At 64.4% G+C, this 18,383-nt stretch carries 15 protein-coding genes; 5 read left to right on the top strand and 10 right to left on the bottom strand.

What is annotated here, in order from left to right; translation table 11 throughout:
• Positions 1-80: 80 nt before the first annotated feature.
• From RHIZ70P_RS05035 to RHIZ70P_RS05025, 3 genes are all read left to right on the top strand, one after another.
• Positions 81-1,556, top strand: a complete 1,476-nt coding sequence (locus RHIZ70P_RS05035; protein ID WP_115669293.1) for a YcjX family protein — start codon at positions 81-83, stop codon at positions 1,554-1,556.
• Positions 1,553-2,635: a YcjF family protein gene (locus tag RHIZ70P_RS05030; protein WP_115669292.1), complete on the top strand. Its 1,083-nt coding sequence runs from the start codon at positions 1,553-1,555 to the stop codon at positions 2,633-2,635. Before RHIZ70P_RS05035 ends, RHIZ70P_RS05030 begins: the two co-directional genes overlap by 4 nt.
• A gap of 132 nt (positions 2,636-2,767) precedes the next feature.
• Positions 2,768-3,319, top strand: coding sequence for a hypothetical protein (locus RHIZ70P_RS05025; protein ID WP_115669291.1), 552 nt, complete (start codon positions 2,768-2,770; stop codon positions 3,317-3,319).
• 47 nt (positions 3,320-3,366) lie between these two features.
• On the opposite strand, the gene folK is transcribed toward RHIZ70P_RS05025, so the two are convergent.
• The 3 genes from folK to folP are packed head-to-tail and all read right to left on the bottom strand — an operon-like array spanning position 3,367 to position 5,109.
• Entirely contained in the window at positions 3,367-3,891 is a 525-nt protein-coding gene (folK, locus tag RHIZ70P_RS05020; RefSeq protein ID WP_268877515.1) for a 2-amino-4-hydroxy-6-hydroxymethyldihydropteridine diphosphokinase, read from the bottom strand.
• Complete coding sequence (gene folB, locus RHIZ70P_RS05015; RefSeq protein WP_115669290.1) at positions 3,875-4,243, bottom strand: dihydroneopterin aldolase; 369 nt, start codon at positions 4,241-4,243, stop codon at positions 3,875-3,877. The genes folK and folB overlap by 17 nt, the downstream gene beginning before the upstream one ends.
• On the bottom strand, positions 4,240-5,109 hold the full coding sequence (gene folP / locus RHIZ70P_RS05010; RefSeq protein WP_235842146.1) for a dihydropteroate synthase: 870 nt from the start codon (positions 5,107-5,109) through the stop codon (positions 4,240-4,242). Before folP ends, folB begins: the two co-directional genes overlap by 4 nt.
• A 103-nt stretch (positions 5,110-5,212) precedes the next feature.
• Here folP and RHIZ70P_RS05005 point away from each other — a divergent pair, with 103 nt between their 5' ends.
• Positions 5,213-5,839: a DUF922 domain-containing Zn-dependent protease gene (locus RHIZ70P_RS05005; RefSeq protein WP_115669288.1), complete on the top strand. Its 627-nt coding sequence runs from the start codon at positions 5,213-5,215 to the stop codon at positions 5,837-5,839.
• 270 nt (positions 5,840-6,109) lie between these two features.
• Here the strand turns inward: RHIZ70P_RS05005 and RHIZ70P_RS05000 are convergent, their stop codons facing one another.
• Both RHIZ70P_RS05000 and RHIZ70P_RS04995 read right to left on the bottom strand, forming a co-directional pair.
• Positions 6,110-6,430, bottom strand: coding sequence for a 2Fe-2S iron-sulfur cluster-binding protein (locus RHIZ70P_RS05000; RefSeq protein WP_115669287.1), 321 nt, complete (start codon positions 6,428-6,430; stop codon positions 6,110-6,112).
• Positions 6,431-6,571: 141 nt separating this feature from the next.
• Positions 6,572-6,943 (bottom strand): Hpt domain-containing protein, encoded by a 372-nt coding sequence (locus RHIZ70P_RS04995; protein ID WP_115669286.1) that lies wholly within the window; start codon positions 6,941-6,943, stop codon positions 6,572-6,574.
• 481 nt (positions 6,944-7,424) lie between these two features.
• On the opposite strand from RHIZ70P_RS04995, the gene RHIZ70P_RS04990 reads away from it, so the two are divergent.
• Positions 7,425-13,151, top strand: coding sequence for a hypothetical protein (locus RHIZ70P_RS04990; RefSeq protein ID WP_115669285.1), 5,727 nt, complete (start codon positions 7,425-7,427; stop codon positions 13,149-13,151).
• 154 nt (positions 13,152-13,305) lie between these two features.
• Here the strand turns inward: RHIZ70P_RS04990 and RHIZ70P_RS04985 are convergent, their stop codons facing one another.
• From RHIZ70P_RS04985 to RHIZ70P_RS04965, 5 genes are all read right to left on the bottom strand, one after another.
• Positions 13,306-13,923 (bottom strand): ABC-type transport auxiliary lipoprotein family protein, encoded by a 618-nt coding sequence (locus RHIZ70P_RS04985; RefSeq protein ID WP_115669284.1) that lies wholly within the window; start codon positions 13,921-13,923, stop codon positions 13,306-13,308.
• Positions 13,924-13,952: 29 nt separating this feature from the next.
• Positions 13,953-15,323: an MlaD family protein gene (locus RHIZ70P_RS04980; protein ID WP_115669283.1), complete on the bottom strand. Its 1,371-nt coding sequence runs from the start codon at positions 15,321-15,323 to the stop codon at positions 13,953-13,955.
• Positions 15,323-16,150, bottom strand: a complete 828-nt coding sequence (locus tag RHIZ70P_RS04975) for an ABC transporter ATP-binding protein (protein ID WP_115669282.1) — start codon at positions 16,148-16,150, stop codon at positions 15,323-15,325. The genes RHIZ70P_RS04980 and RHIZ70P_RS04975 overlap by 1 nt, the downstream gene beginning before the upstream one ends.
• Positions 16,151-16,158: 8 nt before the next feature.
• Positions 16,159-17,307: an ABC transporter permease gene (locus RHIZ70P_RS04970; protein ID WP_115669281.1), complete on the bottom strand. Its 1,149-nt coding sequence runs from the start codon at positions 17,305-17,307 to the stop codon at positions 16,159-16,161.
• Between the two features lie 199 nt (positions 17,308-17,506).
• Complete coding sequence (locus tag RHIZ70P_RS04965) at positions 17,507-18,361, bottom strand: UDP-2,3-diacylglucosamine diphosphatase (RefSeq protein ID WP_115669280.1); 855 nt, start codon at positions 18,359-18,361, stop codon at positions 17,507-17,509.
• Positions 18,362-18,383 lie beyond the last annotated feature (22 nt).

Here is an 18,383-nt window from a genome sequence, read left to right as displayed (position 1 = left end):
GCCGGCGCCCTTCCCGTCCCTGTTTCCGCGCCCGCATCCTTCCTATATGACGGGACGCACATCACGCAGGGACGAGAAAATTGCCGCCATCCTTGACCAGCCTGACCGACGATGCCGCGATCGCACTCGACAATCTGGCCGACCGCGCCGCCAATCTCGTCAATCCGACGCTGCGCCTCGGCGTGACCGGCCTGTCGCGGGCGGGAAAGACGGTCTTCATTTCCTCCCTCGTCCACAATCTGCTGCATGGCGGACGTCTGCCTCTGTTCGAGCCGATCCGCTCTGGCCGGGTATCCGCGACACGCCTCGAGGAACAGCCGGACGATGCCGTGCCGCGCTTCCAGTACGAGGACCATATCCGCGCCCTGGTGCGCGACCGGGTCTGGCCTGACTCGACCCGTGCCATCTCCGAGCTTCGCCTGACGATAGAATACAAGAGCGCGAGCGGCTGGAACCGTATGTTCTCGCCCGGACGCCTGTCGATCGACATCGTCGACTATCCCGGCGAATGGCTGCTCGACCTGCCGCTGCTCGGCCAGGATTTTCGCCGGTTCAGCGAGGCGACGACAGAGCTTGCCCGAACCGGCATCCGCGCCGAACTGGCGCGCGACTGGCTCGACCTTTGCGCCGCCGTCGACATGGACGGGCCGGCCGACGAGATGGTGGCGCGGCAATTGGCGACCACGTTTACCGCCTATCTGCGCGCCTGCAAGGCCGACGAACGGTCGCTGTCCACGCTTCCGCCCGGCCGTTTCCTCATGCCCGGCGATCTCGAGGGCTCGCCGGCACTGACCTTTGCGCCGCTGGTCGGCATGCCTGAAACCCGCCCGCCGAAGGGGTCGCTGCGCGCCATGATGGAACGGCGCTACGAGGCCTACAAGTCCGTCGTGGTAAAGCCGTTCTTTCGCGAACACTTCGCCCGGCTCGACCGGCAGATCGTGCTGGTCGATGCCTTGCAGGCCATCAATCGCGGCCCCGAAGCGGTGCAGGATCTGGAGCGGGCGCTCGCCGACGTGCTCGCCTGCTTCCGTGCCGGCACGAACACCCTGCTTTCCTCGTTCGTCCGCCGCCGCATCGACCGGGTGCTGGTCGCCGCCACCAAGGCCGACCACCTGCACCACGAAAGCCACGACAGGCTGCAGGCGATCACCCGCCGTCTCGTCGATCGTGCCATCCAGACGATCGGCATGTCCGGCGCCGGCATCGACGTCATGGCGATCGCCTCGGTGCGCGCCACCCGCGAGGCGACCGTCAAGCGCGATGGCCATGACCTGCCGGTCATCGTCGGAACGCCGATGGAAGGCGAGAAGGTCGGCTCCGAACGCTTCGACGGCAAGCGCAAGACGGCCGTCTTTCCCGGCGACCTGCCGGAAGATCCCCAGCCCTTCTTCCGCTCGCTCGACGAAGGGGCGCCGCATCTCGACCTGCCCGACCTCGACATCGTCCGCTTCCGCCCGCCGCTGATCGAAGAGACCGGCGGCGGGATCACGCTGTCCGTGCCGCATATCCGGCTCGACCGTGCCATGCAGTTCCTGTTCGGAGATCGCCTCGCATGAAAAGGCCACCGCTTTCGCCTGAGGCCCCGCGCCGGCGTCCAGTCTCATTCGCCATCGAGCCGGACGAGCCGATGCGCCCCAAGACCGCGGCACCGCGCGCGCCGCAGAGCTTCGACGAGGGCATTGAAATCACGCCCGACGAAGCCGATCCCTTCCTCGGCGCCGATCTGGACGCAATCGAGCCGATGGCAATCGCCCGGCCGCGCCGCAGGGGCCTGTCTCTCGGCAAGATCGCCGCCGGCGCCTTCGGCCTGCTCCTCTCGCTTGCGATCGGCCTCTGGTTGGACGGACTGATCCGCGACCTCTTTTCCCGCTCGGACTGGCTTGGCTATGCCGCGATGGCCGTCCTGGCCATCGGCCTCCTCGCACTCTTCCTGCTGATGGCCCGCGAGGTCGTCGGGCTGTACCGGCTGGAAGCGGTGCAGAACCTCAAGGCTGACGCGGAAAAAGCGGCCGCCGAAGGGCGCAAGCCCGCCGCCCGCGCCGTCGTGCGGCAATTGGCGAAACTGGTTTCCTCACGCCCGGAAACCGCAAGCGGCCGGGCGACCCTGGAAGCGACGGAAGAAGACATCATCGACGCACCGCAGTTGATCGAACTGGCCGAACGCGAACTGCTGGCGCCGCTCGATATCCGAGCGCGCGGGCTGATCCTTGGCGCCTCCAAGCGGGTGTCGGTGGTAACCGCGGTCAGCCCGCGGGCGATCGTCGATCTGGCCTATGTGCTCTTCGAGGTCTTCCGCCTGGTGCGCGGCATGGCCGAACTCTATGGCGGACGGCCGGGCACGGTCGGCATGCTTCGGCTGATGCGCGACGTGATCGCCCATCTCGCCGTCACGGGCTCGATTGCCGTGGGCGATGGCCTCGCCCAGCAGATTCTCGGCCATGGGCTCGCTTCGCGGCTTTCCGCGCGGCTCGGCGAAGGCGTGATCAACGGGATGATGACGGCGCGAATCGGTATCGCCGCCATGGACCTTTGCCGGCCATTGCCGTTCCGTGCGGTGAAGCGTCCGGGCATTGGCGATTTCATCTCCGACCTGACGCCCGGCCTGACCGGCAATCCGCCCAAGGCCGCCGGCTGAGACAAACCACGTTCCCGTCCAGTTTTTGCCGTTGCCCGGAAGCCCTTTTGCGGCTAGGGCAAGGATGCATTAACCATTCCCGCGTTAGTTTGCCTGCGGGTTCATGGGTTGCTCGTACCAAGGTTCAAGTCGATGTCGCATCGTTCCATTTCGTCATTCAGCCGCGTTGTCGTCGTCACCGCTGCCGCCATGCTTGCCTTGGCACCCGTGGCCGATGCCGCATCGCGCGACAAGCGCTTCTTCCAGTCCGTCGCAGGCGTCTGGAAGGGCCCGGGCGAGATCGTTGCCGGCAAGTACAAGGGCACCAAATTCACCTGCAGCCTGACCGGCCTGCCGCCGGACGGCGACCTGACCGGCATCACACTCGACGGCACGTGCCGGGTCGGCGTGTTCACCCAGCCGATGAAGGCGACGATTTCCGAGGTCGGCGGCAAGTATCAGGGCCAGTTCCTCGACGGCGCGGAAGGCAAGGGGCTGGATATCGTCTCGGGCGCCGTGACCGGGGATCGCGTGGTCATGGGCATCAACCGCAAGAAGCTGAACGGCGCCATGGTCGCCCGTCTGCAAAACGACATGGCGATGAACATCACCATTTCCGTCAAGGTCGAGGATCGGATGATCCCGGTCATCGGCTTGAAGCTGAACCGGCAGGCCGACGCCTACGCCGGCGACATCAAGAACTGAGGCCGGCTGAGGCTGTCTGTCTAGCCTCGATCAAAGCCCGCATGCAATCAGCCGCGCCACCAGGCGCGGTTTTCGTTTGCCACGACAATTCCGTCGGCAGAAAGCCCGTTGAGCCAATCGGCAACCACCCTGCCCTTCACCTTCAGACCGCCGTCGAGGTCGGCGAGCGGCATCAGCACGAAGGCGCGCTCGGTCATGCGCGGATGCGGAACCGTCAAAGCCTGTTCGTCGATCTGCAAACCGTCAAAGGTCAGGATGTCGATGTCGAGCGTGCGCGGCCCCCAACGCTCGGATCTCACCCTCTTCATGTCGCGCTCGATGTCCAGGCAGACCTCGAGCAGCCCGGCCGGCGAAAGCCGTGTCTCGATCGCGGCGCAGGCATTGTAGAAGTCAGCCTGGTCGGTCTTGCCCCAGGGCGGTGTGCGGTAGAGCCGCGAAACTGCCGTGACCCGGCAGTCGTCGCGCGCGTCGAGCCGGCGCAAGGCCAGAGCCATGGCCGCCACCGGATCGCCGATATTGCCGCCGAGACCGAGCGTCGCTGGACGCCAGCCCTCCTCAATTGAAATGCTCAACACTCACCTGTACATAATCGAGGATACCCGGCACTGGTGCGCTGGGCTTGCGCACCGCGATCTTCGCCCGCCGGATCTGGCCGAAGCGCTGGCAGAGCTCCTTGGCAATCGCCAGCGCAAGCGCCTCGATCAGGAAGCGCCGGCTGCTCATGACGGTTTCCTCGATTACCTTGAAGGCGATGCCGTAGTCGACCGTACCGTCTATGTCGTCGTTTTCCAGCGCGCTCCCGGCGGCAACCTCCAGCTCGGCATCGACGAAGAATCGTTGGCCGAGAAACTCTTCCTCGGCATAGACCCCGTGACGCGCAAAGAAGGCGCAGTTCTTCAGGGTGATGGTGTAGACGTCCGTCATTCTGCCTGCTCCTTGCCGGTCCTGGGTTCGGCCGCGATCATAGCATCGGCGATCGCCAGGGCATCCCGGTTGATCGCGACATTGTGCACCCGGAAAACCGAAGCACCCTTCATGCGCAAGAGCACGGTCGTCGCCGCGGTCGCCGCATCGCGTTCACCTGCATCCCGACCCGTGAGCGTGCCGAGAAATCGCTTGCGCGAGGTGCCCACCAGAAGCGGATAGCCAAGCGCCAGCAGTTCGTCGCAGCGCGCCATCAGCGCCATGTTCTCCTCGACCGTCTCCTTGGCAAAACCAAAGCCCGGGTCGAGCACGATTGTCTCGCGCGTCACATTGGCCGCAGCGGCGATCGACAGAGAGCGGTTCAGATAGTCGAACTGGTCGGCGACGACATCGGCCAGCCGGTCGCGGCCGCGCCCGGTATGCATGATGCACAGCCCCGCGCCGGTTTCCGCGGCAATCGCGGCGATTTCCGGTTCGCGCTGAAGGCCATGCACGTCGTTGATGATATGAGCACCGGCTGCGATCGCAAGCTGTGCGGTCCGGGCCCGATAGGTGTCGATCGAGATCAGCGCATCCGTTTCACGCGCGAGCCTCTCGATCACCGGCAAGACACGATCCAGCTCCTCCGCGGCACTGACGGGTGTCGCACCGGGCCTTGTCGATTCACCGCCGATATCGAGGATATCGGCGCCTTCCGCGACACACGAAAGAGCATGGCCGACCGCCCTGTCGACGCTGAAATGCCGGCCACCGTCGGAAAAGGAATCAGGGGTGACGTTGACGATCGCCATCAAACGGCCCCGCACCCCAAGGGCGATGCCGCGTCCGTGGGCCGCCCGCCAGTATCCGCTCGTTCCGCTGTTCACCCGACTTGTCCCTTTCCGGTGCAAATTTTGCGTGGGCTGATATTGCACTTGGAGAGCCTATGCCCCAAGGTCGCGCCGAATTCAACTTGGCGGACCATCGAGAATGAAGACTGCACGCCGATTTGGCGTCCTCACTGCCGCCACGGGCCTGTGGCTCGCTCTGGGGGGAATGACCCAGGCCGAGACGATCGTCCGCAAATCGGTCTCCTATTTCCAGATCGGCGGCACCACGGCCGAGGATCTCGACCGCGAACTCGAGCGCCGCGGACCCGCGACCCGCGCCAGCGGATCGCGTCACCCCGGCGCGACACAGATAAAGTTCGGCGGCGAACTGGACTATGTGCAATCCGCGGGACGTTGCAGGCTCGGCAATGTCGACGTGACCCTTGATACGCGCATCATCCTGCCGCAGTGGAAGAACCGCAAGAGGGCCAAGGGCGATCTCGCGCTCATATGGGACGCCCTGTCCAGCGACATCAAGCGTCATGAGGAACGCCACGCGGAGATCGCGCGGCAATATGCGCGGAAGCTGGAAAGGACGCTGAAGAAGCTCCGCCCGCAGCGCAATTGTGATGCCATGCAGGCGAAGGTCGCGGAAGCCACCGACAGGGTGATCGCCGCCCATGACACCGCGCAGATGGATTTTGACCGCGTCGAGGCCGTCAACTTCGAGAATCGCATGATGCGCATCCTCGAATACCGAGCCGGGCAAAATACCCCCAAAAATTGAGGTGGCTCAAGCGAGCAACCGGGCAAAAATGCCACAGGGCTTGCGCGAAACTTGCAGGCAAGCCTGTGAATAACTGACTATTTCTCGGCGTGGTACTTGAACGAATACTGAAATATAAATGTCATCGAATTCAGTCGGTCACGTGTCCGGTTCCGAGTTCTCCCTGGCGCATCCAGGTGCCACAGGTGTTCCTCCCTCGCCTGATTATGGCGATGCGCCCTCCTGCCTCGCTCCTCGCTTGTCGAAGAGCGAGGCTTTTTTTTCGATTGATCAGCCCTGGCGTTCGGGGACGCGCACGACCAGGCCGTCGAGGGCGGCCGTGACCTTGATCTGACAGGAGAGACGGGAATTGGGCTGCACATCGACGGCAAAGTCGAGCATGTCCTCTTCCATGGGCGATGGCACTCCGACTTTCTCGGTCCAGGCCTCGTCGACATAGACATGACAGGTCGCGCAGGCGCAGGCGCCGCCGCATTCGGCATCGATGCCGGGAACGGAATTGCGCACGGCATTCTCCATGACCGTGGATCCTTCGTCCGCAGCGAGTTCATAACGCGTGCCGTCGAAAGCGATGATGGTGAGTTGTGCCATGATGAGATGTCCAGACTTCGCCGATTGCAAAAAACGGCGAAGTCATCCCCTAAAACGATGGGCCAGTCAACATTCAGGCGGCTGAATTTCCCGTCATTGGCCGCGTCGCTCGAAGCGAGCCCCCGTCGCAGGAAGCCGCCTTCAGCGGCAAAGCTTGAGAATGAAGTTCTCGGCCTCGATCACGCTGGCGGCGACCGCTGCAAGCCGGCCGGCATCCGCGCCATCGCATTCCACGGCCTCCGCGGCGCGCAGCACGGCATGGGCGCCGACGGCGCCTGCCGCGCCCTTTAAGCGCTTGGCGATCGTGACCCGTGCTGCATTCTCGGTTTCACTGGCAAGTGCCTGGAGGCAACCGCGGGCCTGACGGGCGAACATTTGCAGGATTTCGATCTCGACCGCCTTGTCGCCCAGCGTCGTGGTCGCAAGTTGGACCAGGTCGATCGGGCGGTCCTTCGAGGGGCAGAGCCCGCCGATGTTTTCGGGGGCTTCGAAAGCGATGCTGAGCGCGGCCATGGGTCGATTTCCTTCTTATGGGTTTTGTTGCTACGCTCATCCTTGGCGATGCAGCGTCCAGATCCGGTTAAACCGGCGCTCATGTGAGGACAAAACATTACGATATGGTTAATGCCGCCTAAACGACGGAAGCGTATGGTTTTTCACGCGCTAATTTAGTTTAAATGCTGTTAACAATGGCTCCATCGCGTTAGGAATGCCGCCCCCCCTTAATTGTCTCGACATTCTGAATGTGTCACTACGATACGACTGATATGGGCAAAGGGTGGGTCCCTTTGCCCTCAGGCCGGATGATGATAGGAAAATATCGTCATGCTCTCTAGAACGGGGCAAATCCGGCTGTTTATTCCGATGGTGATTTCATCTGGCGTGGCGGCAGGATGGGATCCCCGTGAAAAGCGGTCTTTCCAGGCGCCCGGACTCCGAAGAGCGGGGCATCAGGAAGGACGGCCCAATAGGCTTGGTAACGAGGCGTAACCCTATGGCGAACAACAAGACGGTCGAGTCGATTGACGACAGTGCCTTTCAGGCGCTTGAAGCGGCTCTGAGGATCGATTTCGACGAAGAGGAGACGTCCGCCAGCCGAAGCAGGCAGACGTCAGACGCACCGGAGGCCAAAGTGTCCGAGTCCACCAACCAGCGTCCCGCTGCGCCCAAGAAGCCATCCGAACGCCGTGCGGCGCGCGGCGCCGAACTCGCGCCCGAAATGGCGCCCCGGGCCCCCGCCTTTGAACCGGCCAACGACGCCTCGCGCCGCAGCCCGGCCGCCATCATGAAGACTTTGGAAGGCGCATCGATGCGCAGCGCCATGCGCAACGCGACGATCATCTCCGTCCTCTGGGTGCTCGGTGCCATCGGTCTCAGCCAGATTCTCTATGGTACCGCCATCTGGCAGGCCCAGAGCGTCGCCGATATCGTCGCCATGCCCGGCGTCGTGGCGATCTTCGTCGGCACGATCATCCCCGTCATGCTGTTCTTCGCCTTCGCCATCATGATGGCCCGCGCCCACGACCTGCGCAATGCGGCTCGGTCCATGGCCGAGGTCGCCCTGCGCCTCGCCGAACCCGAGACCATCGCGTCTGAGCGCATCATGACCGTCGGCCAGGCCGTGCGCCGTGAAGTCTCGGCGATGAACGAGGGCATCGAGCGCACCATCGCGCGCGCCACCGAGCTCGAGACGCTGGTGCATTCAGAGGTCACCGCGCTCGAACGCAGCTATACCGATAATGAATTGCGCGTCCGCGGCCTCGTCCATGAACTCGGTTCCGAGCGTGACGCCATCGTCAATCACGCGGAACGCATTCGCAGCTCGATCGTCGGCGCCCATGAACAGCTCAAGGAGGAGCTGTCGCTGGCAACCGAGGAGATCGCTGTCCGCCTTGCCACCTCTGGCGAGGCCTTTGCCTCGCTGATCGACACCCGCGCCGCCGCCCTTATGGAAAAATCGGACGCCGCCGCGACCTCGATCGGCAGCCTACTGTCGAGCAAGACCGAAAACCTCGTCCAGACGCTGAGCGCCTCGGGCATCTCGCTGGCCAGCGAATTCGACACCCGCCTGCAGCAGCTGACCGGCACCCTGCAGGAGCGCGGCCGTGAACTGCTCGGTGAATTCGAAACCCGGGCCTCGACGCTCGACGCCAATACCGAAAAGCTCAATGCGGCGCTCGGCGAACGGGCCCGCCAGCTGAACGAAACTCTGGCCGAACGCACCCGCGAGCTGGCAGACAGCCTGACCACCGGCGAGCAGGGAATTACCAGCTCGCTGGACCTGGTGCTGGCCAAGCTCAACGCCACGCTCGAAGACCGGGGTGCAGCCTTCCGCCAGAGCCTGCAATCGAGCGCCGACGACGCGATCGTCGACCTCGACCTGCGCTCGGGCTTGTTCGAGGATCGCCTGCAGGCGACGATCGGCCAAGTCAATGCGGCCTTCGACGAGCGCGTCGCCGAGTTCGCCAGCGCATTCGACCAGCGCGCCGGTTCGCTCGACAGCAAGCTGATGGAAAGCCTTGCCCGCATCAACGAGACCGTCACGGGCGGCTCGGAGGCGATCGACGGCATTCTTAACTCCAGCATCGAACGCCTAGGCTCGACGCTGACCGACCAGTCGTTTGCCCTTGCCACGGCGGTCGGCACCGGCCAGGAATTGATCGACGACGCGCTTTCGACCCGCGCCCAGGAAATCGCCGACGCGATGTCGGCCCGCGCGCTGTCGCTGAGCGAAAGCCTGGAAAACGCGAAGAAGCGCATCGACGCCGTCATGGAAGAGCGCGGTGGCGCCCTCTATTCGGCGCTGGCCGACAACCAGTCGCGCTTTGAAGAAACGCTTGCGACCCGCGCCGAGACCATTGTCAACGCCTTGTCGGGCAATCAGGAGCGTTTCGCCGAGACCCTCGACACCAAGAGCCGCGCGATCGCCGACACCCTGGCCGACGGCCAGAAGCGTCTCGATGAAACGCTGGAGGGCCGCGCCACTTCCATCATAGAGGCGGTATCGGGCACGGAGAATCGCCTTGCCGACGTTCTGGACGGACGCAATCAGGCGATCGCCTCGACGCTCGCCGACGGCCAGCGCCGCATCGACGAAACCCTCGAAAGCCGGACCAGCTCCATCATCGAAGCCGTCTCGGGCACGGAGGACCGCCTGGCAGACGTTCTCGACGGCCGCAGCCAGGCGATTGCCTCGGCACTCGCCGAGGGCCAGCGCCGTATCGACGAGACGCTCGAGAGCCGCGCATCGACCCTCGTTGAAGCGGTCAGTGGAACCGAACGCAGCCTCGCCGACGCTCTCGACCGTCGCACCACGGCAATCATCGACACCGTGGCCGACGCCGACAAGCGGATCGAAGCCGCCTTTGCCGACAAGGCCGAAGCGATCCGCAGCGCCTATAACGAGAATCAGGACCGGCTCGACCTGTCGCTGGCAGGCCACGCCAGCTATCTCGCCTCCACGCTGGAACAGGCCGGCGAGCAACTCGAAAAGACATTTGGCGAAGGCACCGGCCGCATCAGCGAGACGATGGCGTCTGGCCTTTCCGGCATTGGCGACACGATGGTTTACGGTCTTGCCAGCATCGACGGCAAGCTCTCCGACACCCATGAGCGGATCCGCGCCACGCTGGAAGAACGCGGCAACGCGATCGACGTCACGCTGCGCGCGGCCCAGGAACAGCTGGACGGCACGCTCGCCGAACAGGGAGCCGCGATCGGCGCATCGATCGCCGCCTCCACCGGCATGCTGGAAATGACGCTGGAGGAGCGCGAGGAAGCGCTTCGCCGGACCATCGACGAAAGCGGCAAGATGCTCGACGAGCGTCTGCGCGGCACGGCGGGCGCACTCGCCGGCCAGCTCGGCGAGGCAGCCAAGGAGATTACCCGGACCGCGGAGGATTTCTCCGGCCGGATCGAGCAGTCGGTCGGCGGCATGTCGACGCGCCTCGACGATACCAGCAGCCGTATCGAACTCAGCCTCGAGACCCTCGAGGACCGTATCAAGAGCGGCCTAGACGGCGTCGACATCCGCGTCGGCGATGCCGGCGAGAAGTTCGCCAGCCGCCTGTCGGAGAAGGTCTCCGATCTGGAGCGCGTCGGCAGCGAGGCGGTCGAGCGGGTTACCCGTGTGCTCGACGATGGCACCGCGAAGGTGGCGGAAACATTCGACGGTCGCACCGCCCAGATCGACGAACGCCTTTCGACCATGGACCGCGCCCTCACCATCGGTCTCGACAACGTCAACCGCACGATCGAAGGCAAGGCAGCGGGCCTTGCCGCTGCCCTGCGTGGCGCGGTGGCCGACGCCGCGCGCGAGCTGGACGGCGAGGCCCAGCGCTCCGTCGAATTGCTCAGCCAGACCGGTGCGCAGTTTGCCGAGCGGATCGGCGAACGCAGTGCCGAACTGAGCCGCACGGTCGAAGAAAAATCCGAGGATCTCGCCAACCGGATTTCCGAGACTCAGACCCGGCTTGCCGGTCAGGCCGCCGCCGTGGCGCAGACCTTTGCCGAGGCCGGCGACGTCATCGCCAACAAAGTGGCCGAGGCCGAAGCCCTCGTCGGCAGCCACATCTCCGCCCTGTCCGGCACGCTGTCGGATGCCGGAACCACGCTCGAAGCCCGCGCTGCCGCCATTCGTCAGCAGCTGTCCGGCAATACCGAGGAAATCGCCTCGACCATGGACGCGGTCGAAAAGGCGCTCGAAGCCCGCGGCAACACCATCCGCACGGTGCTGGACGAGCGGACCCGCGAGCTCAATTCCATGCTCGCCTCCCGCTCCTCCGAACTGTCGCGCCTGATCGACGAGAAGGCGGCTCCGCTGATTGCCGACTATGCCGAGACCGGTCGCGCCGCCGCCGAGCGGATCACGGAAGCCGCATCGCTGAGCGCTGAACGCCTGCGGGCCGAGAACGACGCCATCGTCGCGGCGATCAGCACGCGTGCCGACAAGGCGGCGGAGACTATCGGTGCAGCGGAACTCAGCCTGACCGACAGTGCCGGCCGCCTCATCGAACGGCTCAGCGAAAGCAATTCGGGCCTCGCCGCGATGATCGAGCAGGTCGCCACCAATATCGCGGCAGCCGACGGACAGCTCAACCAGACCACCGAGCGCTTCGTCGACACCACGTCCAAGGCCGCCGACCTGCTGCAGACCTCCGGCCGTCTGCTCGACGGCAAGCTTGAGCGTCTGTCGGCGGTCTCCGGCGAAACCCTGTCGCAGGTCACCTCCATCGTCGGGCGCTTCGGCGACCATTCGAAGATGCTGAGCCAGGCTTCCGAACTCCTGTCGGCTGCCCAGTCCAATCTGGTCGGCACGCTCGAGGAGCGCCAGCAGGCGCTCCGCGATCTGGCCGTTGGCCTGGTCAAGCGTTCGGAAGAGATCGAAACGACGATGCAGAACCTCGGCGCCATGGTCGACGGCGCCTTCGAGCGCGCCGAACAGCGCTCGGGCCAGGTCGCCGGCAATCTGCGCCAGAGCATCCAGACCTCCTTTGCCGATATCGGCAAGATCCTGTCCGACACGGAGAAGCAGGCGCTTTCAACGGCAGGCAACATGCGCGGCGCGCTGATGTCGGCTGGCGAAGACGCCACCCGTTCGATCGAAAAGACCCTGTCGGAAGCCGAAAAGCGGTCCAGCGATCTCGCCGACCGTCTGCGCGGCGGCCTGACCGCCTCGCTGTCCGACGTCGACAAATTGCTCGGCGAGGCCGGCCGCAAGTCGGACGGTGCCGCGAGCCACCTGCGCGAGGCCATGCGCGAGGCGGTCGAAGAGGCCGTTACCCGCTTTGCCGGTGCCACCGACGAGATCCGCCGCTCGGCCCAGGATATCCGCAAGGAACTGGACATGACCCGCAGCGAATTGAAGCGCGGCGCCTTCGATCTTCCCGAAGAGGCCAAGGAAAGCGCCGCCGCCATGCGGCGTGCCGTGTCCGAGCAGATCAAGGCGCTGCAGGACATTTCGCAGCTCGTCGGCCGCTCGACCCAGTCGCTGGAAATCTCCGAGCCGGTCGCCCGCAAGCTGGCCGAGGCAAGGCCGGTGGAGGCTCCGAGAAAACCCCCGGCTCCGGCCCCGGTTGCCCAGCAGCCTGTCGCCGCACCCGTCGCCCCTCCGGCCCCTGCCCCGGCCCCGGCTCCGACTCCGGCGGCTACCCCGGCACGCGCGATGGAGCCACTCGGCCTGCGCGGCAGCATCAATCCCGCAGCCGCCCCGGCACCCGCCACGCGCGGTGAATCCGGCTGGATCAGCGACCTGCTGCGCGGCGCATCGCGCGACGAACATACAGAGACGGTGGCGGCTCCCGCACCGCGCGCGCCCACGCCGCGTCCGGCCGAGGCGCCCGCCGCATCACGCCAGGCCGATACCCGCAATCCGCGGCACATGGTGGAATCGCTGAACTCGCTGTCGGTCGACATCGCCCGCGCCATCGACCATGACGCATCGGTCGATCTGTGGCGGCGCTACCAGCGCGGCGAGCGCGACGTCTTCACCCGCCGCCTCTACACGCTGAAGGGCCAGCAGACCTTCGACGAGATCAAGCGCAAGTACGACCGCGAGCCGGAATTCCGCGTCGCCGTCGATCGCTACATCGCCGATTTCGAAAAACTGCTCGGCGACGTCACCCGTACCGACCGCGACAAGACGGTCACCCAATCTTACCTCACCTCGGATACCGGCAAGGTCTACACCATGCTGGCCCACGCCGCAGGCCGGTTCAGCTGAACAGGAGAGGCTGGCGGGTGACCGCCGGCCTCCTCTGCATCACGAAAAACGAAAGCCCCGGCGCCATCCAAGGCGTCGGGGCTTTCGTTTGTTCTTCTCCTGGCTGGCCGCCGCGATCGGTCGTCGGCGAAGCTTGCCGATCAGGCCGATGCGTTCAGAGCAGACTGAGCGTCCAGGTGACGATCTCGGCGCTCACCCGGGCAAAGGCCTGGTCCATCGCCCGGATATAGGCCTCGTTCGACGTTCCCGACGCCGGCTGGCTGGCGCTGAACACCTTCTGCGCCTTGACCGAACCGTTCCGGTCGTTGAGCAGCTTCACGGAGATCTCCACGACACCCCGGTCACCACCCACCGTATCGATCTCGAAGGCCCGAACATCGGTGATCAACTGGTAGTCGATCGCCAGTCCCTGCCCCGGCTTGCCGACGCCATCGAGCTTGCCGGTATTCTCGAAGGTCTCGACCAGTTTCGCCTGCACCATTCGGGTGAGCTTGTCGCTCCACTGCGAATTCGACAGATATCGGATCTCCGAGGGCGAGACACGGACCAGAACCTGTTCGCTGTCCAAGGCCTTCAGTGCCGACGGATCGGCCACCAGCAATTGGCGGCTGCGGGCCGGCGTGCTGGTCTTCACATCCGGTGCGGCCGTGATGTCGAACGTATCGTTCGAAGCCTTCGACCCGCAGGACGACAGCCCTGCGACCAGCAGCGGCACGAGGATCGCCGCCTTCATTGCCGTCGTGCAACGCGCCATGATAGCGGTTCCGCCCATGTGATCCCTGCCCCTTGCCGTCATGTTCGTCATCGTCTCGTCCGCCCGTCATATTGCTTGACGTTTTCCCCGCCAAACAGCAGGCGCTGCGGATCATTGTCAAAATTGGTGATCGCGTCGTTCAGACCGCGCACCGTCTGGCGCGTATCGGTCACCAGCGACTGGATGTCCCTGAGCCCCGTATTGGAGAACCGAGCCAGATTGTCGGCGATCGGTCCGATCCTGGAGTTCAGATTGTCGGCGGCGCCCCGTATCGAAACCAGCGTTTTGCGGGCCTCGGCGCTCAGCGAATCCGCCTCGCCGGAACCAAGGAAGGCGTCGACCTTGGTCAGAATGCCGTCGATCTGGTCCGAGGCATTGTTCAGCTTGTTGGCAAGCTGGGTGAAATCGGTGATCGCCTGGTCGATGTCCTGGGTACGGTCGGTGATGCTCTGGCTCAAATCCTTGAAGCCGCTGATCGCCTCGCGCGCATCGGCAGAGGCGACCGAGACATCGTCCATGACCTTGGTGATCTTCTGTGCATCGACCGCAGCGACGACCTCGTCGACCCGCGACAGCGTCTTGTCGGCATTCTCGCCGAACTTCTGGAAGGTCGCCGCGGTCTCGCGGAAAGTCTCGATGGCCGGGCCGATCGTGTCAGAGGCGTCGGCGAAATTGCCGGTGAACGCCTCGGTATTGGTGAGGATCTGGTCGATCTTGTCCGAATTGAGCGCCTTGAACAGGCTCTCGGCCGCACCGAGCGTCGAATCCAGCCGGCCCGACAGGCCGGAGACCGAGTCGGACAGGGCGCTGACGCTCTGCAGGAACTTGTCGATGCCATCGGCATTCTCGGCCAGCGACTTGGAGAAGGTCTCGGCGTTCTTGACCGTGTTGGTCAAGGGATCGCGCGCGTCGGTGATGAAGCCCTGCAATTGCCCGATCGCGTCGTCGGCGCGTTTCAGGATCTTGTCGGCGGTCGCCAGAAGGTTGGTCACGCTCGACTGGTCGGCCAGCAAGACCGCCGGCTCGCCGGTGGCGATGGCCTTTTCGAGAATATTGGCGTCCCCCGCATTGCCGCCGGAAAGCTCGATATAGGCGGCCCCGGTCAGGCCCTGGATCTCGAGTACGGCCTTGGTCGAGGCGGTGACCGGCGCGTCGGCCCTGACCTCGGTGAAGGCCACCGAGAACTGCGGATCCTCCTTGTCAATATAGAGGCTGCGCACGGAACCGACGGCGATGCCGTTGAAGCGCACCGGCGAGCCGATGCTCAAGCCGTTGGCCGAACCCGGGATGCGGATTGCCAGGGGCGCGAGCGTCCCGCCGCGGCCATATTCGGCCATCCAATAGACGAAGCCGAAGGCGGCCGCGATGACGAGCATCGTGAAAAATCCGACGATCGCATAATTGGCTTTGGTTTCCATCAGTCAGTCACTCTACCGGATGCCACCGGGTCGCCCCGGCGAGGAATGGATCGGGCCCGCTTGCCCCTGAAATAGGATTTCACCCACGGATCTTCGCTGGCGAGCATATCGTCTAAGGTGCCTTCGACCAAGACTCGCTTTTGCCCGAGAACGGCGATGCGGTCGCAGACGGAAAACAGGCTGTCCAGGTCATGGGTGACCATATAGACGGTCAGGCCCAGCGTGTCGCGCAGCCTTGCGATCAACTCGTCGAATTCCGCAGCGCCGATCGGGTCGAGGCCGGAGGTCGGCTCGTCGAGGAAGACCAGATCCGGGTCGAGCGCCAGCGCGCGCGCCAGCGCCGCGCGCTTGATCATGCCCCCGGACAGTTCCGACGGATACTTGTCCGCCGCGTCCGGGTCGAGGCCGACCAGATCCAGCTTGAGATAGGCAAGCTCATCCATCAGCCACTTCGGCAGGTCGAGATATTCGCGCATCGGCAGCTGGATGTTCTCCTTGACGGTCAACGCCGAAAATAGCGCGCCGTGCTGGAACAAGACGCCCAGCCGCGTATCGAGTTCCATCCGCGTGCGTTCGTCCACCGTATTATAATCGGAACCCAGAATTTCGATCGTTCCCGACCGTCGCGGCAGCAGCCGCAGGACCGTGCGCATCAGCACCGACTTGCCGGCGCCGGAGGCGCCGACGAAACCGAGGATCTCGCCGCGATAGATATCGAGATCGAGGTTGTCGAGCACGATCTTGCTGCCAAAGCCGACCGTCAGCCCCTTGACCGACAGAACCTTCTCGCGTTCGTCCTCGTTCGCCACCGGAGTCTTGTCGTCCATCCCGCCCCTCAAAAGTCGATCGCCGAATAGAACATGGCGAACAGGGCATCGACGAGGATGACCACAAAGATCGATTTCACCACCGCAGCCGTCACATGCCGCCCGAGCGATTCCGCGCTGCCCCCGACCTTCATGCCCTCCACCGCCGAGACGATGCCGACGATCAGCGCCATGAACGGGGCCTTTATCATGCCCGATGCGACGGTCGAATAGTCGACTGCGGAATGCAGGCGGGTGGTGAAGACGTCGAAGGTGATGCCCGAATAGCTCCACGCCACCAGGGCCGCACCGTAAAGGGCGGAAAAATTCGCCAGGATGGTGAGCAAAGGCAGGACGATCGTCAGGGCCACAAGCCGCGGAAAGACGAGCACGCCGATCGGATTGAGCCCGATGACCTTGAGCGCGTCGATCTCCTCGCGCATCTTCATCGAGCCGATCTCGGCGGTGATCGCGCTGCCAGACCGACCCGCAACCATGATCGCCGTCAGCAGCACGCCGATCTCGCGCAATTGCAGGATGCCGACCAGGTCGACGACAAAAATCTCCGCGCCGAAATAGCGCAGCTGGAAGGCTCCCTGCTGGGCGATGATCGCGCCGATCAGGAAGGACATGAGCGCGACGATCGGCACGGCCCGCACACCCATATGGTCCATCTGTGTGACCACCGAGGCCGGCGAAATGCCGCTGCCGCGCCCAAGCTTGGTCTGAGCACCGTGCACGGCGGAACCGAGAACGAACATCATCGCCACGACGTCCGACCAGAGATCGACCATCACCTTGCCCACAGGCGCGAACAGCCGCTGGAACAGCGGGCCCTTTACCGGTGGTGGCGGCGGATGCTTGACGTCTTCCGGCAGGACCCGCAGCAGTTCCCGCATCGCCGACGTGCCCCCCGTCAGCTTGACCTCGGCGCCCTCCTTCTGGCGCACCGCGATGAAGCGGCGGATGAGCCAGGCGCCGGCCATGTCCATTTCGGAAACGGCATTCAAGTCAACTTCGACCGACTTTCCGCCATTGGTCGACACCAACCGGCCATCGTTCTGCAGGAGAGGCCCAAGGCTGTTGTTGCGCCAGGCGCCGGACAGCCGGATGCGATGCCCCTCGCCCGGCAGTTCATCAACACCGATCGCGGCGCTCTCTGGATGTACGGACTTCAAGGCTCTGACAACTTCCACGCATTGCGTCACGCAGGCTTGGCCAAATCGGTTTGGCGGCGCAAATCATTCTGTCGCGCAGTATATCCAGACCGGCGGACAATGAAATCCTTGAGAAAGCGTTTATCGGCCTGCGTCACCTTCAAGCCACAAGAACCGCCGCCCCGGGGCGGGTCTGGGCGGGTCTGGGCGGGCTGCCCGGTCAAGCGGCCTGAATATCCTGGGCTTCGGCCGGTTCGACAGCGGCTGGGAAAGGCCGCGGCAGGGCGAGCGTCGCCACCTTTTTCGAAGCAGCGCCGATCCGGTGTCCCCAGGAGATCAACTCGAAGCGACCGTCATGGTGTTCGACGATCGCCGTGCAGCTCTCCACCCAGTCGCCGGTATTGACGTAGTGGATGCCGTCGATGTCTTCCATCACCGCATGGTGGATGTGACCACAGATAACGCCGTCGACATCGTTGCGCCGGGCTTCCTCGGCCACGACCTTCTGGAATTCGCCGATGAAGTTGACCGCCTGCTTGACCTGAAGCTTCGCCCAGGCGGAGAACGACCAGTAGGGCATGCCAAGGCGGCGGCGGATCGCAGCCAAAAGGATGTTGATGTTGATCGCCATGTCGTAGGCCCAGTCACCGAGATAGGCAACGAGGCGGGCATTGCGCACCACGACGTCGAACTCGTCGCCGTGCAGCACCAGGTATTTCTTCCCGTCGGCCGTCTCGTGAATCATCCGCTCGGCAACCTCGATGCCGCCGAAATGCGTGCCGGGGAAGCCGCGCAGGAATTCGTCGTGATTGCCCGGAATGTAGACGATGCGGGTTCCCTTGCGCGCCTTGCGCAGCAGCTTCTGCACCACGTCGTTGCAGTCCTGCGGCCAGTACCAGCTGCGCTTCAGCCGCCAACCGTCGACGATGTCGCCGACCAGGAAGATCGTCTCGGCCTCATGGGTCCTCAGGAAATCCAGCAGGAAGTCCGCCTTGGCCGCCTTCGAGCCGAGATGCACGTCGGAAATGAACAGGGTTCTGAAGTGACGGATTTCCGGATCTGTATTCACGGTCATGGGCCTCTCGCTTGACGAGCCT

Source organism: Paenirhizobium selenitireducens ATCC BAA-1503 (genome assembly GCF_900492185.1).
GTDB classification, from domain to species: domain Bacteria; phylum Pseudomonadota; class Alphaproteobacteria; order Rhizobiales; family Rhizobiaceae; genus Allorhizobium; species Allorhizobium selenitireducens_A.
This window is presented reverse-complemented; position numbering and strand designations above follow the sequence as displayed.